Below are 13,424 nucleotides of genomic sequence, written 5' to 3'. Positions count from 1 at the left end.
GGGTCGGGTGTCGGGAGCGGTTCTGACGTGCGAGTACCCTCAGTTACCGTGCTTGTTCTCGCCATCGACACGTCCACGCCTGCCGTGACCGCCGGAGTCGTCCGGGTTTCGGCCGATTCCGCATCGGTGGAGGCGGTGGACACCCTCGCGGTGCGCGTGACGGTCAACCCGCGCGCCCACGCGGAAGTGCTCACCCCGCACATCCTCGAGTGCCTCACCGAGTCGGGTCACGTCGCCGCGGACCTCGACGCGGTGGTGGTCGGCGCCGGACCGGGGCCGTTCACGGGACTGCGCGTGGGGATGGCCACCGCCGCCGCGTTCGCCGACGCCCTCGGTATTCCGGCCCACGGCGTGTGCAGCCTCGACGCCATCGCCGCACAGGTGGACGGTGACCGGAATCTGCTGGTCGTCACGGACGCACGCCGACGTGAGGTGTACTGGGCGCGCTACTCGGCAGGGGTGCGGGTGGAAGGCCCCGCCGTGGTGAAGCCGCGCGAGCTCGAGCCGATGCCGTCCGAGGTGGTGGCGGGATCGCCGTCACACGTCGACTTCTTCGATCTGCCGGTCGAACCCGTGGAAACACCGTCGCCCGCAGGGCTGGTCACGGTGGCCGCGGATGCCCTGTTCAGCGGTGCGGCACCGGCGGCGCTCGTACCGCTCTACCTGCGGCGCCCGGACGCGGTCGAACTGGCGGACCGGAAGAAATGACATTCCGCATCGAACCGATGGCGGCCACGGATGCCGACCGGTGCGCGGAGCTCGAAACACTCCTCTTCGCCGGTGACGGGCCCTGGAGCGCCGGCGCATTCAGGGCGGAACTCGCCGCACCGCACGTGCACTACACCGTGGCGCGGGACGACACCGGCCACGTCGTCGGGTACGCCGGAATCGCTCTGCTGGGCAACGGTTCGCATCCCGAATCCGAGATACACACGATCGGAACGGACCCGGCGTGTCAGCGCCGGGGGATCGGCGGGGCCCTCCTCGACGAACTCCTGCGCGTCGCCGACGCGCGGGGTGGCCCGGTGTTTCTCGAAGTGCGCACCGACAACGACGCGGCGATCGCCCTGTACAGACGTGAAGGATTCGAGATCGTGGGAACCCGTAAGAAGTACTACCAACCGAGCGGTGCGGACGCCTTCACGATGCGTCGCCCCGGATCGGGTGAGGAGCCGGTGCAATGATCGTCATGGGGATCGAAAGCTCTTGTGACGAGACCGGAGTCGGCATCGTCCGGTGGAACGGTGACGGGACGTGCGAACTTCTCGCGGACGAGGTCGCATCCAGCGTCGAAGAGCATGCCCGGTACGGCGGGGTGGTGCCGGAGGTCGCGTCCCGCGCGCACCTCGAGGCGATCGTCCCGACGATGCGGCGGGCCCTCGCCGCGGCCGGCATCGCCAAGCCGGACGCTCTCGCCGTCACCATCGGACCCGGTCTGGCCGGCGCCCTGCTCGTCGGTGTCGCGGCCGCGAAAGCCTATGCGGCGGCGTGGGACATCCCGTTCTTCGCGGTGAACCACCTCGGCGGCCACGTCTCGGTCGACACCCTCGAACACGGACCGATGCCACCGTGCGTGGCGCTGCTCGTGTCCGGTGGGCACACCCACCTCCTGCACGTCGAGGATCTCGCGAAGCCCATCGTCGAACTCGGCACCACCGTGGACGACGCGGCCGGCGAAGCCTTCGACAAGGTGGCCCGCCTCCTCGGCCTCGGATTCCCCGGTGGCCCGGCCCTCGACGCCGCGGCGCAGGTCGGCGACCGAGACGCCATTCCCTTCCCGCGCGGGATGACCGGGCCACGGGACGCCCGGCACGACTTCTCGTTCTCCGGGCTGAAGACGGCTGTCGCACGGTACGTGGAGTCCAAGGAGCGGGCAGGGGAGGCTTGTTCGGTGCCGGATATCGCCGCGAGTTTCCAGGAAGCCGTGGCGGACGTGCTGACGATGAAAGCGGTGCGCGCGGCCCGCGACGTCGGCGTGGACACACTCGTTCTCGGGGGCGGCGCCACGGCCAACTCGCGCATCCGCGCACTCGCCGAGGAACGCTGCGCCGAAGCCGGACTTACCCTGCGGGTGCCGAAACCGCGCCTGTGCACCGACAACGGGGTGATGATCGCCTCGCTCGGCGCGCATCTGATCGCCGGCGGCGCCGCGCCGTCCCTGCTGACCGTGGCCAGCGACCCCGGACTGTCGGTGGCGACCAGTCAGGTGTTCAGCTGACCGGAATCGTGACGGTCTGCGTGGCCGGGGGAGTGAGCGTCTCGCCGGGCTGAGCACCACTCGGTTGCGCCGCATCGGGACTCGGAGCAACCGTGCCCGGGGCCGGGATCATCGGGAAGAGCCCTTCGGGCGCCGCGGGGGCAGTGGATTCCGCGGGCGCGGCGGGCGTCTCGGTGGGCGGCGGTGCTGCTTCCGGTACGTCGGGTGCGGGCGTACCCGGGCGCGGTTCGTTCGGCGTGGATTCTCCCGGAACCTGCGGCCACAGCGGCGGAATCGCGGGCCATTCGATGTGCGGCCACGACGGCTGCGACGGGTTCGTTCCGGGCAGCGTCGGATGCGGGGGAGCCGTGGGTGTCGGCACCGGGGTGGTGGTGCGCGGCGTCGTGGTCTCGCTCGTCGAATCGGGCGTCTGCTCGGGGGACCGGTCCGTCTGCGGTTCGGAGGTGGGCGGGGCAACCTGATTCGGGTAGTACGCCGACGTCGGCGTCGGATCGTACGACGGAATCCGCGTCGCGGGCGGTTCGTCCGACGTCGTGGTCGTGACCTGCTCGGTGGTCTGGAACATGTCCGTCCCCGCGGGGGAGACGTTGGGGTCGGGTGCGGGCGCGAGTTCCTTCACGCCGTAGCCGAGAACGAGCCCTCCGACCACGAGGGCGCCGACGAGTGCCCCCGACACCTTGGCGGCCGAACCGGGACGGGTCGACTCGGTGGCCGGGTAGTCGCGGATGGCGGAGGAGACGGCGAGCAACGCCGCACCTTTCGCGGTCGCCGTGTCGGGTTCGCGCACAGCGATGACCCGTGCGGTGAACGCGTCGGCGACGGCGGCGATGATCGCGGGTATGTTCGCGCCGCCACCGACCAGGGCCAGGGCGTCCGGTCGACGCGGGGAGTCGGCGACGGTGGCACGGATGAACTCCACCGCGACCCGGACGGTCGGTGCGGCGATCTCGTCGAACCTGGTGCGGCTGATCTCGATCGGGCGGATGCCGTGCAGGTCGATGTCGACGTGCGCATTCGGCTCCGAGGACAACTGCTCCTTGGCGACGCGGCACCGCGCCGAGAGCAGGTCGCGGTCCAGGTGCCGCAGGGGATGCGGGGTGGCGAGGCTGCCGACGACGTGGTGGAAGACGAGGTCGTCGATTCCGGTGCCGCTCACGTGGGTCGTGCGGTCGGCGTGCAGGACGGTGCCGTCGACCTGGTCGACGACGGCGACGGACAGTCCGGACTCGCCGAAGTCGACGATCGCGACCGTGGCATGCTGGGCGACCTCACCGGTGTGCCGAAGATAGGTAAGGGTGGCGGCGGTCTCGGGCACGAGATGCACGCGGTGCCGCTGCCTGCTGACGGCGCTGCGGATCGAATGCGCCTGCTCCGCCGTCCGGTACGCGACAGCGAACGCGTCGGGTGTGGTGGGGTCGGCAGGAACCTGGGTGGTCATCAGCGAGATGGAGGAACGGACCAGGTCGCCGAGGTCGGTGTGCGCCTGATCGGCGGACAGGTAACGGAACTCGACGTTCTGCGTACCGTTGGAGGCGGTGGTGACGAGGGCGGAACCCACACCGGCCGCACCGGTCGACATCCCCAAGGACATACCCATCTCACACACCCCCTCACGTTTTCGACGCGTGACCTGCTGTCTCTGTCGGAACGCCCTGTTCAGCGGGGAATCCCTGCCCGTTGAATCGGCGACTGTTATCTGAACGTTACAGAAAACAAACGGATTTCGCTCCCGACTTCCGGCCCCGGGAGACGAGGATGGCGCTCGATATCCGGTCTCACCTGCACAGTTGTCCAAAGGAATCTGATGCGACGCGCCAGCGATTTTCGCAACCTCACGAGACGTGAGCGCCGACGGCTTCTGCTGCGTGCAGTTCTGCGCCCGCTGGTCACCGTCTTCCTGTGCACGGTGGTCTACTTCGCCCTGCCGTGGACGTCGCTCGGGGAAGTGTCCGCCCTGTTCTTCCTGGCGGGCGGCTTGCTCGTGGTCGCGCTCGTCGCGGCCTGGCAGATCTGGCGGATCGTCAAGTCCGACGTACCGGCGCTCCAGGCGATCGAGGCGCTGGCCCTGATCCTGCCGCTCTACCTGCTCGGGTTCTCGGCAGGATATTGCCTGATGTCCGAAAGTGATCCGGGTTACTTCACCGAGCCCCTCACGCGGATGGGTGCGTTGTACTTCTCGCTCACCGTCTTCTCGACCGTCGGGTTCGGCGACATCGCCGCGACGACCGATCCGTCGCGAGCCGTCGTGAGTGTGCAGATCATCGGAAATCTGATCCTTCTCGGCGTCGGCATCCGCGCGGTCGTCGCGGCCGTCGACTGGGCCCGCAGGCGCCGGGTCTAGCGACCCGACGCCAGTACCAGTTCGACGTTCCGGTCGGGTGTCCCGCCGAGCAGGTCGGGGTCCGCGTGAATGTCGTTGAACGACAACTCCCGGTACAGCGACGCCAACCCGAGCGGTGAGAGATCGGTGTGGTCGACGGAGTAGGGGCTGTCGGCCTCGAACAGCGTCGTGAGCAGCGACACGGTTCCGTCGACGTTGTCGACCACCTCGATGATCCGCCCGTGCTGGGGGAAGTCGATGTGCGAGGCCGTGTTGATCTCCCAGAACGACTGCTCCGGAGTCGATCCGGGCCACGGTGTGATCTGGTTCTCGTGGGTGTGCCCGTTGACCCAGGCGAGGACGTTCGGGAATCGGTGCAGCAGATCCACCAGTCGCGAACCCCGGATCCGGGGTTCGGCCGGGGCGGAGGGGTCGGGGACGACGTTGTCCATGCTGCCGCTGGTGTGGTGACTGAACAGGACGAACCAGGTGTCGTTGCGTACCTGGGACACCGGGTTGCCCGCCGTGTCGAAGTACCGGCTGCTGCCGGCCACCAGGGTGTCCTCGATCCACCGGAACTGCGCAGCACCGAGCGAGCCGTCGACGAACCCCGCGCGGTTGGTGGAATCCATGCTGATGCCGACCACGCCGGGTGCGATCTCGAACGAGTAGTAGCCGATCCCGGTCTCGCCGGCATCAGGTGCGAAGCCGTGACCGACCGGTCCGGGGCCGGTGTTGGCCGGGTCCAGGTGTGCGGCGATGAACTGGCGGGGAGTGAACGGCGCGCGTGCGGGGTCGGGTGTGACGACCCGCGCGGGGGTCGTGATCGCGGACAGGGCGGCGGGAATGGCGCCGGGATCGAACCTGGTGGCGATGTCGACCGTCTTCGCCTCTTCCGGCGATCCCGGGACCTCGAACTTCAGCGAACCGGTGTACATGGCTTCGAGCGGTGGGATGCCGCTCGGGACGGTGCCCTGCACCGAGTCGTCGTGATTGCCGAAGACGCAATACCAGGGGGTGCGGAGGCCGGGGCTCGTGACGGGAGAGATCGCCGCGCCGAGCAGGCCGGGTATCTCGGGGAACCCGGCCTTCTTGTACATGTCCTGGATGGACGACTCCGGGTTCCAGTACAGATCGGCGCCCGAGTTCTGCACGCCTTCGTAGCGGTCGGGTGCGCCCGTGTTGGGGACGATGGTGCCGCCGTTGAGCGCGGTGAGGAACCAGCCGAGTTCGGCGAATTCCTTGTTGTCGGTGTTGTCGCCGGTGCTCACGACCGCGTCGAACGGGCGCTGGGTATGCGGGCCGGATGCGAGCGCGTTGACCCGTGCGACGAGGGCGACGAGACCCTGGGCGGTGAGTGTCTCGTGCGGGCGGAACGCGGACCCCGTGAAGGGGTGCACGTATTCGAAACGCATCGGGGACTGGGCGTCGACCAGGTGGACGTCCGTGAGCTGGACGAGGGAGGCGAGGGCGGTGCGCCGGTCCTCGCGCCCGCTGCGGGCCTCGGCGAGTTCCGTGCGAACGATGGTCGGCCACCCCGGTCCCGCGCCGAGCCTGCGGTAGCCGGAGTCGCCGAGGGGGACGGCCACCGCTTCGAGGGTGGTGCCGGCCCCGGACGTGGGAAGCGGCGCCGCGCCCGCGTACTGCAACCCCCACGGGCGTGCTTCGAATCCCACTGCCCCGATCGCCCCGAGTCCGGCAAATGTCAGGAATTTACGCCGAGTGATGTCAGACACCAGAGGAACCTTAGGTGACGACCCGTGAGACAGGCCGATATTCGGCTCGGCGCGGTCTACCACCCCCTTCTCCTTGAGCGTTGGCACTCTCACGTATAGAGTGCCAAGTGGCGCCGATCGAGCTCCGGCACCCGCGACGACGGGGCTGTGTGAAGTGCCGTAAACGGAACACTCAAACAGGAGTCCGGAGAAGTCTCCGGATCCGCATACCCCAAAGTGGAGGGCTCATCGTGGCGAGCGTCAACATCAAGCCGCTCGAGGACAAGATCCTCGTCCAGGCCAACGAGGCTGAGACGACGACTGCCTCCGGCCTGGTCATTCCCGACACGGCCAAGGAGAAGCCCCAGGAGGGCACCGTCGTCGCAGTCGGCGAAGGCCGCGTCAACGAGCAGGGCAACCGCATCCCGGTCGACGTCAAGGAGGGTGACACGGTCATCTACTCCAAGTACGGCGGAACCGAGATCAAGTACGCCGGCCAGGAGTACCTGATCCTGTCGGCACGCGACGTGCTGGCTGTCGTCTCCAAGTAAGCCATACGTGATCCGCCCCGGAGTCCCCACAGGATCCCGGGGCGGAGTGCGTTCACGCGCGTAACCCTGAGATCCAGGAGAAGACAGAACACATGTCCAAGCAGATTGAGTTCAACGAGGTCGCACGCCGGTCTCTCGAGCGTGGAGTCGACAAGCTTGCCGACGCGGTCAAGGTGACCTTGGGTCCGCGTGGCCGCCACGTAGTGCTGGCGAAGGCCTTCGGCGGCCCGACCGTCACCAACGACGGTGTCAGCATCGCCCGGGAAATCGAGCTCGAGGACCCGTTCGAGAACCTCGGCGCGCAGCTCGTCAAGAGCGTCGCCACCAAGACCAACGACGTCGCCGGCGACGGCACCACCACCGCCACCGTGCTGGCTCAGGCCATCGTGCGGGGCGGTTTGAAGAACATCGCCGCGGGTGCGAACCCGATGGCACTCGGCATCGGCATCAACGCCGCGGCCGACAAGGTCGTCGAGGCACTGCTCGCCGCCGCGAAGCCGGTCGAGGGCAAGACGTCCATCGCCCAGGTCGCGACCGTGTCCTCGCGTGACGAGGAGATCGGCGAAATGGTCGGCGAGGCGCTCACCCGCGTCGGCACCGACGGCGTCGTGACGGTCGAGGAATCCTCGACCCTGGCGACCGAGCTCGTGATCACCGAGGGCGTCCAGTTCGACAAGGGCTACCTGTCGCCGTACTTCGTCACGGACCTCGATGCACAGAAGGCCGTGTACGAGGACGCGCTCGTGTTGCTGTACCGCGAGAAGATCACGTCCCTGCCCGACTTCCTGCCGCTGCTGGAGAAGGTTGCCGAGAGCGGCAAGCCCCTCCTCATCATCGCGGAGGACGTCGAGGGCGAGGTTCTCTCGACGCTCGTGGTCAACTCCATCCGGAAGACCATCAAGGCCGTCGCCGTCAAGGCGCCGTTCTTCGGTGACCGCCGGAAGGCGTTCCTCGACGACCTCGCCGTCGTCACCGGTGGCACGGTCATCAACTCCGACGTCGGCCTCACGCTGAAGGACGCCGGGCTGGACCTGCTCGGCAGCGCACGCCGCGTCGTGGTCAGCAAGGACGAGACCACGATCGTCGACGGCGCCGGAACCGACGACGACATCAAGGGTCGCGTCGCGCAGCTGCGCCGCGAAATCGAGAACACCGACTCCGACTGGGATCGCGAGAAGCTCGAAGAGCGTCTGGCGAAGCTGGCCGGTGGCGTCGCCGTCATCAAGGTCGGCGCGGCCACGGAGACGGACCTCAAGGAGCGCAAGTTCCGCGTCGAGGACGCCGTCAACGCCGCGAAGGCTGCTGTCGCCGAGGGCATCGTCCCCGGTGGCGGTTCCGCTCTCGTCCAGGCGAGCACCGAGCTGGCCGACAACCTCGGTCTGACCGGTGACGAGGCCACGGGCGTCAAGGTCGTGCGCGAAGCACTGCAGGCGCCGCTGTTCTGGATCGCCAGCAATGCCGGTCTCGACGGTTCCGTCGTCACCAGCAAGGTTGCCGAGCAGCCCAAGGGCCACGGTTTCAACGCCGCGACCCTGACCTACGGCGACCTGCTCGCCGACGGTGTCGTCGACCCCGTGAAGGTCACCCGCTCCGCGGTCGTCAACGCGGCCTCGGTCGCGCGGATGATCCTCACCACGGAGAGCGCCGTGGTCGAGAAGCCTGCGGAAGAGGACGAGCAGCAGACCGGTCACGGGCACAGCCACTAGGCTCTGGCGTCGCGACCGATCGGGCTCCGATCGTTCGAGCGAAGACACCCCCGTGCGGATCACCGCGCGGGGGTTTCTTCTGCCTGCAGGCGCCGGATCAGCTCAGTTGCAGCACCGCGAACGGTTCCGACGTCGGCTGGGGAGATCCTCCGGGCGGTTCGACGGTGACGGCCAGCTTCGACATCGACCCCACGTCGTCGAGGACGACCGTCGTGGTCGGCTGCATCTCTCCGGGAGAGATGGTTCCCGCGGGCACGGGCGCGTCCCCGGATGCGGGCATCAACCACAGCTGGTACACGGTGTCGGCGCTGGGCGGGGCGACACCGTCCAGCACGAACACCACGGCGTCCTGCGACTTCGAGTAGTTGGCGGTCGCGGACCCGCCGGCGGCAATCGCACTCGTCGACGAGTGCACGTCGGAGGCGTCGAGAACCTGCTCCGCCACAGTCGGCGACGGACCTTCCGTGAGCTGCCGGACGATCACCGTCCCGCCGGCGAGCACCCCGACTGCCGCGGCAGCGGCGACGGCGATCTGCCAGCGACGCCGGCGGGAGCGGCGTTCGGTCAGCGACGTCGGCCCGGCGGCGGAGTGCCGGACTTCGTCGAGGACTCGAGTCCGCACCCGGGGCGGGGGTTCTACGGCTCCCACCGCGCTCACCACCGCGAAAGCTTCCCGGATCCGCCGGACCTCGTCGGTGAAGGTGGAGCGGGTGTCCTCGTCGGCGGTGGCGAGATCGGTGTCGAGTTCGCGGCGCTCCCTGTCGTCGAGCGCATCGAGTGCGTACGGGTACGCCATGCCCACGAGTTCGTCGTTCATGTCACAGACCTCCCAGGCACCCGCGAAGACGCGTCAATCCGTCACGGATGCGCGTCTTCACCGTGGACAGGGCGACCCCCAGCTGGGAGGCGACCTCTCGGTAGGTGCGGCCGTCGTAGTACGCCATCGCGACGGACTCACGTTGGGTGTCCGTGAGCGAGTCGAGGCAGACGAGCACCGATTGATGCTCGAGCCGGCGGGTCACCTCCTCGGTGACGTGGTCGAACGGCCCTGCGATGTTGGTGGTCTCGTAGAGCGCCTCGCGGTCGGTGCCGGCCTGCTCGGACCGCACGCGGTCGACCGCACGGCGGTGCGCGAGCGTCATCAGCCAGGACAGGACGGAACCGCGGGCCGGATCGAAGTTGGACGCGGTGCGCCACGCCTGGAGGAAGACTTCCTGCGTCGTCTCCTCCGCGTACCCGGGATCCCGCAGGACCCGCAGGACCATGCCGTGGACCCGGGCGCTCGTCCGGTCGTAGAGTTCGGCGAAAGCGTCGGCGTCCCCGTTCGCGACGCGGGCCATGGTCTCGTACAGTTCCGCGGATTCGGTGGTCCGGGCCCCGTGTGCCCCGGCTGCGTCCGCCGAACACACGTCTTCTGCTGGAGTGTTGCCCTCGGGGTTCGTCACCGGCACTCGTCTCGGTTCATCGAGAACCACGGTAGCGTGCACATCCACTCATCTCCTCCAGCCGGTAGGCATTCGGAGACCGCGTCGCGGTGGATGGGTGGGAGGGTGCCGATGTGACGAGAGGAACCCCCGTGCGGCGACGAGGGTTCCCCGGTGAGTGTGGTCGAGCGGTCAGACTGCTATCCGGCCGCGTCTGTGCCGGGCGTGCATCTCGCGTTCCGTCTCGGACATTCCGCCCCAGATCCCGTACGGTTCGGACACGCTCAGGGCGTGATTGCGGCACTGGGCGAGGACCGGGCAGCGTCTGCACATTTCCTTGGCCCGGGTCTCTCGCTGCGCACGAGCTCGGCCACGCTCTCCGTCGGGATGGAAGAACATCGAGGAGTCGACCCCGCGGCACAGTCCGTGCATCTGCCAATCCCAGATATCGGCGTTCGGGCCGGGCAGGTGGTTGGGTGCAGGCATGTGGACTCCTTAGCTGCAAGCTCGCCTCGGGCGACGAGCGGACCGTGGGCTCGTAGGTACGTTCAAGCCACTGAATCATTCACGTCGCTAACCGTAGAGTCGGTTGTGAAATCGCGTCAATAGTTGTTCACAGTGGCGATTTACATATCCCACGAACTGAAAGTTAACCTGGAAAATATTTACTTTCCCGCGGTTCCGTGATTCCGTTTCGGGTTGAAAGACCCCGGGGCGCGGGTAACGATGTCCGGGTGCCCCAGCCCGCGGAGCCAGAAACCCAGCCCTCTTCCGGATCCCCGGACGAGGGACCCACGATCTCGGTATCGGCCCTGGCCAGAAAGCTCGGGGTGGCTCCGTCGACGCTCCGCACCTGGGACCGCAGATACGGCATCGGGCCCTCCGTTCACGTGCAGGGAAGTCACCGGCGGTACACGCCGCGCGACGTCGCCCGGCTCGAATGCATGCAACATGCGCTGGACGGTGGTGCAAACTCCGCGGAGGCCGCGAGATATGCGATTAACGCAATGGCTACGTATTCGTCAGAAAGCGACCGCCGACCGGTTGTGAAAAATCTGGGTGACAACTCGGTGAACGGGATGAAAACAGACCCGTCGAACCTTTTGTCACCTTTTTCCGGCCTCGGTGGCGCCGAGGCATCCGTCCGGAATTTATCGGGTGCGCTGCTGGCGCGAGACGTCGTGACCATCCGGCGGATCATCGTGCGGGCCGTCGCGGAGCGGGGATTCAGCTCCATGTGGACGACCCTGGTCGTTCCGGTGCTCGAATGGGCGGACGAGGGCAGGAATTCGGACGCCGCCGCTGCGAGTGTCCGCGTCTTCGCCGAATGCGTCGCAGGGATTCTGTCCACGATGACGCTGGACGCGCCGATCGGTGGCGGTGGCCGTGTCCTGCTCGTGCACGTGCCTGCGGACTCGCAGGACACGGTTCCCGCCGATCCGTACGGCCTCGAATTCCGGGCACTGGGCGCCGCCCTGGCCACTGCCTCGGTGGACACGCGGATGGCGCTGCCACTGTGCCGGTCGGCGCTCCTCGCCTCCGTGACCAACGCCGAGCCGGACGTGATCGTCCTGTGGTTGCCCGCCGCCGGATGCGCCCTCCCGTCTCTCCTGCGGGCGATCCGCCGGCGGCGTACCGGGCTGACGATGCTCGCGGGCGGCCCCGGATGCCGGACGCAGTCACTTCCACGGTCGATAGCGGTGCTGGGCACGCTGGACGAGGCGGTGGACGCCGTCACCGCGGTCACCTGACCGCAGAGCGGCCGGACGATGCGATGATCTCGGCGTGCCCGACTCCACTCTCCGGTCCGACCCCACGAATTCGTTGATCCGCGCGGCGTTCGGCGCCGATCCGGGCGCGTGCCCGCTATCGGCGTCCGACGTTCCCGTCGAGCGCTGGATGCGAGCGGTGGCGTGGGGCGCCCGGGGGCACTACGCCCGATCCCGCGCAGAGCTGGACGCACTGACGCGCGGAGAGGTGGCCGAACCCGCGGTCGTCTCACTCGCCTGGAGCACGCAGGCGTCGTTGCTGAGGCAGCTCGGCTGGCACGGTGTGGCGTCCGGGTTCGACGGCCGGGCTCTCGCCGTCGTCGGGACGGGTCCCGGCGACGGCGACGACGTCCTCGTTCACGAAGCGCGGTGTGACGCGATGACGGGGCTGGCGGCCGACGCGTTGGGGTGCGGCCGGCTGGCACTGGGCCGGCGGCTGCTCGACAGGTGCTCCGAATACCTCGACGAGCGTGCTCCCGGCGAACTGTGGCGACAGCGCGTCCGCAGGCACTGGGTGAGCGCCGAGTTGTTTCTCGCGGGCGGAGACTTCGCCTCGGCGCGCCGCCACGCCGAGACCGCAGCGGAAATTTCGGAGGCTGCCGGATCTGTGCGGCACCACGTCAAATCGGATCTGCTGCGGAGCGCGTCGATGACAGGGGAGCCCGATTACGGTCCGGCGGCACGGCTTGCCGCGGATGTGCTCGACCGGTGCGATCGGTACGGCTTGATACCTCTGAAGTGGGCAGCTGCGATGTTGCTGAGTGGTGTGACATCCGACTCACGTGCGGAGGCCGTGCGTGTGGAGTGCGAAGCCGTCATCAGGGCGCGAGGTGGGCGCTTCCGAATCTGACTCCGCTGGTCGGCCCCGTACGGGCGGGTTGCGCGCGAATCGCTGCGAATCCGGGCGAATACCGTTCGGTCCGCACCGTTACTCTTGGAGTGTTCCGCTGAGAGCGGGAGCACACCCATCGGGGGAGGTGCCACTGTAACGCCAGGATATTCAGCAACGATGACTAATACGAGCGAGGAGTTGGACTCCGCCGTCGCCGCTGCAACGCAGGGTGACCGGGCCGCTTTAGCTCTGGTCCTGGAAAACATTCGGCCCTTGGTTGTGCGTTACTGCAGAGCCAGGGTCGGTGCTGCGGAGAGGGGACAACTCTCCGCGGATGACGTGGCACAGGAAGTGTGCCTCGCCGTGATGACGGCCTTACCTCGCTACGAGGATCAAGGCCGCCCGTTCATGGCATTCGTCTACGGGATCGCCGCGCACAAGGTCGCCGACGCGCATCGGAACTCCGCCCGTAACAAGTCGGAGCCCGTCGCCGAAGTACCGGATGTCGTAGCCAACGATGACGGACCCGAACAGAGGGCGCTGGACTCGGAAGCGAGCAGGCAGATGAACGAACTGCTGAGCACGCTGCCGGAAAAGCACCGGGAGATCTTGATCCTCCGCCTCGTGGTCGGTATGTCAGCCGAGGAGACGGCCGCGGCCGTGGGTAGTACCGCGGGAGCTGTCCGCGTGGCTCAACACCGAGCCATCGCGAAACTGAAAAAAGAAGTGACGAGGGCAGGTGAGAGGTTTGGCTAGGGGCATCAAGCGCAACGGCAATCCCGATGCCGATCTCCCAGGAGACGACGCACCGGTGGACGTCGCGGCAGTGCGCCGCGACGACGCTTTGATCGACGCGATCGCCGGTGGCGGTCCTGTCGCGACGGATTCG

At 67.9% G+C, this 13,424-nt stretch carries 15 protein-coding genes and 1 pseudogene; 11 read left to right on the top strand and 5 right to left on the bottom strand.

Annotated elements, in window-relative coordinates:
* Nucleotides 1-48 precede the first annotated feature (48 nt).
* The 3 genes from tsaB to tsaD are packed head-to-tail and all read left to right on the top strand — an operon-like array spanning nucleotide 49 to nucleotide 2,218.
* Nucleotides 49-708, top strand: a complete 660-nt coding sequence (gene tsaB / locus HGB39_RS14080) for a tRNA (adenosine(37)-N6)-threonylcarbamoyltransferase complex dimerization subunit type 1 TsaB (RefSeq protein ID WP_007301252.1) — start codon at nucleotides 49-51, stop codon at nucleotides 706-708.
* Nucleotides 705-1,184: a ribosomal protein S18-alanine N-acetyltransferase gene (rimI, locus tag HGB39_RS14075; protein ID WP_005566598.1), complete on the top strand. Its 480-nt coding sequence runs from the start codon at nucleotides 705-707 to the stop codon at nucleotides 1,182-1,184. Before tsaB ends, rimI begins: the two co-directional genes overlap by 4 nt.
* Entirely contained in the window at nucleotides 1,181-2,218 is a 1,038-nt protein-coding gene (tsaD, locus tag HGB39_RS14070) for a tRNA (adenosine(37)-N6)-threonylcarbamoyltransferase complex transferase subunit TsaD (protein ID WP_005566597.1), read from the top strand. Before rimI ends, tsaD begins: the two co-directional genes overlap by 4 nt.
* Here the strand turns inward: tsaD and HGB39_RS14065 are convergent.
* Nucleotides 2,211-3,815, bottom strand: coding sequence for a DUF7159 family protein (locus HGB39_RS14065; RefSeq protein WP_005566596.1), 1,605 nt, complete (start codon nucleotides 3,813-3,815; stop codon nucleotides 2,211-2,213). The genes tsaD and HGB39_RS14065 overlap by 8 nt on opposite strands.
* Before the next feature lie 207 nt (nucleotides 3,816-4,022).
* Here HGB39_RS14065 and HGB39_RS14060 point away from each other — a divergent pair, with 207 nt between their 5' ends.
* Nucleotides 4,023-4,559 carry a potassium channel family protein gene (locus tag HGB39_RS14060; RefSeq protein ID WP_005566595.1) on the top strand — a complete coding sequence of 179 codons (537 nt, stop codon included), beginning with the start codon at nucleotides 4,023-4,025 and terminating at the stop codon, nucleotides 4,557-4,559.
* Here the strand turns inward: HGB39_RS14060 and HGB39_RS14055 are convergent.
* The gene (locus tag HGB39_RS14055; RefSeq protein ID WP_043789831.1) at nucleotides 4,556-6,274 is read right to left on the bottom strand and encodes a TIGR03767 family metallophosphoesterase; all 1,719 of its coding nucleotides are present in this window, start codon (nucleotides 6,272-6,274) and stop codon (nucleotides 4,556-4,558) included. The two genes, HGB39_RS14060 and HGB39_RS14055, sit on opposite strands and share 4 nt — an antisense overlap.
* 230 nt (nucleotides 6,275-6,504) lie before the next feature.
* On the opposite strand from HGB39_RS14055, the gene groES reads away from it, so the two are divergent.
* Both groES and groL read left to right on the top strand, forming a co-directional pair.
* The gene (groES, locus tag HGB39_RS14050) at nucleotides 6,505-6,804 is read left to right on the top strand and encodes a co-chaperone GroES (protein ID WP_003940763.1); all 300 of its coding nucleotides are present in this window, start codon (nucleotides 6,505-6,507) and stop codon (nucleotides 6,802-6,804) included.
* A 92-nt stretch (nucleotides 6,805-6,896) separates the two neighbouring features.
* The gene (gene groL / locus HGB39_RS14045; protein WP_005253893.1) at nucleotides 6,897-8,510 is read left to right on the top strand and encodes a chaperonin GroEL; all 1,614 of its coding nucleotides are present in this window, start codon (nucleotides 6,897-6,899) and stop codon (nucleotides 8,508-8,510) included.
* A 97-nt stretch (nucleotides 8,511-8,607) separates the two neighbouring features.
* On the opposite strand, the gene HGB39_RS14040 is transcribed toward groL, so the two are convergent.
* The 3 genes from HGB39_RS14040 to HGB39_RS14030 all read right to left on the bottom strand — a co-directional run bounded on the left by HGB39_RS14040 (nucleotide 8,608) and on the right by HGB39_RS14030 (nucleotide 10,420).
* A complete protein-coding gene (locus HGB39_RS14040) occupies nucleotides 8,608-9,327 on the bottom strand; it encodes an anti-sigma factor (RefSeq protein WP_054248328.1) in 720 nt (239 codons plus the stop codon).
* 1 nt (nucleotide 9,328) lies between these two features.
* The gene (locus tag HGB39_RS14035) at nucleotides 9,329-9,961 is read right to left on the bottom strand and encodes a sigma-70 family RNA polymerase sigma factor (RefSeq protein WP_081276679.1); all 633 of its coding nucleotides are present in this window, start codon (nucleotides 9,959-9,961) and stop codon (nucleotides 9,329-9,331) included.
* Between the two features lie 165 nt (nucleotides 9,962-10,126).
* Nucleotides 10,127-10,420 carry a WhiB family transcriptional regulator gene (locus tag HGB39_RS14030; protein ID WP_005239766.1) on the bottom strand — a complete coding sequence of 98 codons (294 nt, stop codon included), beginning with the start codon at nucleotides 10,418-10,420 and terminating at the stop codon, nucleotides 10,127-10,129.
* Nucleotides 10,421-10,617: 197 nt separating this feature from the next.
* On the opposite strand from HGB39_RS14030, the pseudogene HGB39_RS39850 reads away from it, so the two are divergent.
* The 5 genes and pseudogenes from HGB39_RS39850 to HGB39_RS14010 form a co-directional block, all read left to right on the top strand.
* A pseudogene (locus HGB39_RS39850) lies at nucleotides 10,618-10,917 on the top strand (MerR family transcriptional regulator); the annotation flags it as partial.
* A 96-nt stretch (nucleotides 10,918-11,013) separates the two neighbouring features.
* Nucleotides 11,014-11,685 carry a hypothetical protein gene (locus HGB39_RS14025; protein WP_054248329.1) on the top strand — a complete coding sequence of 224 codons (672 nt, stop codon included), beginning with the start codon at nucleotides 11,014-11,016 and terminating at the stop codon, nucleotides 11,683-11,685.
* Between the two features lie 34 nt (nucleotides 11,686-11,719).
* Nucleotides 11,720-12,553, top strand: coding sequence for a hypothetical protein (locus tag HGB39_RS14020; protein ID WP_005571001.1), 834 nt, complete (start codon nucleotides 11,720-11,722; stop codon nucleotides 12,551-12,553).
* Nucleotides 12,554-12,712: 159 nt separating this feature from the next.
* Nucleotides 12,713-13,291 carry a sigma-70 family RNA polymerase sigma factor gene (locus HGB39_RS14015; RefSeq protein WP_005239770.1) on the top strand — a complete coding sequence of 193 codons (579 nt, stop codon included), beginning with the start codon at nucleotides 12,713-12,715 and terminating at the stop codon, nucleotides 13,289-13,291.
* Nucleotides 13,275-13,424: anti-sigma-D factor RsdA (locus HGB39_RS14010; RefSeq protein WP_312029803.1), on the top strand; the 150-nt coding region annotated here is incomplete at its 3' end. The genes HGB39_RS14015 and HGB39_RS14010, both read left to right, overlap by 17 nt.

This window comes from Rhodococcus opacus (assembly GCF_012396235.1).
Classification (GTDB): domain Bacteria; phylum Actinomycetota; class Actinomycetes; order Mycobacteriales; family Mycobacteriaceae; genus Rhodococcus_F; species Rhodococcus_F opacus.
The sequence above is the reverse complement of the archived record's forward strand: the minus strand, read 5'-3'. Positions and strand labels throughout refer to the sequence as shown.

Excerpts from the sequence above, each read along its gene's own strand:
- rimI (WP_005566598.1), top strand. The coding sequence starts at position 705 with ATGACATTCCGCATCGAACCGATGGCGGCCACGGATGCCGACCGGTGC.
- tsaD (WP_005566597.1), top strand. The coding sequence starts at position 1,181 with ATGATCGTCATGGGGATCGAAAGCTCTTGTGACGAGACCGGAGTCGGC.
- HGB39_RS14065 (WP_005566596.1), bottom strand. The coding sequence starts at position 3,815 with ATGGGTATGTCCTTGGGGATGTCGACCGGTGCGGCCGGTGTGGGTTCC.
- HGB39_RS14060 (WP_005566595.1), top strand. The coding sequence starts at position 4,023 with ATGCGACGCGCCAGCGATTTTCGCAACCTCACGAGACGTGAGCGCCGA.
- groL (WP_005253893.1), top strand. The coding sequence starts at position 6,897 with ATGTCCAAGCAGATTGAGTTCAACGAGGTCGCACGCCGGTCTCTCGAG.
- HGB39_RS14040 (WP_054248328.1), bottom strand. The coding sequence starts at position 9,327 with ATGAACGACGAACTCGTGGGCATGGCGTACCCGTACGCACTCGATGCG.
- HGB39_RS14030 (WP_005239766.1), bottom strand. The coding sequence starts at position 10,420 with ATGCCTGCACCCAACCACCTGCCCGGCCCGAACGCCGATATCTGGGAT.
- HGB39_RS14025 (WP_054248329.1), top strand. The coding sequence starts at position 11,014 with ATGAAAACAGACCCGTCGAACCTTTTGTCACCTTTTTCCGGCCTCGGT.
- HGB39_RS14015 (WP_005239770.1), top strand. The coding sequence starts at position 12,713 with ATGACTAATACGAGCGAGGAGTTGGACTCCGCCGTCGCCGCTGCAACG.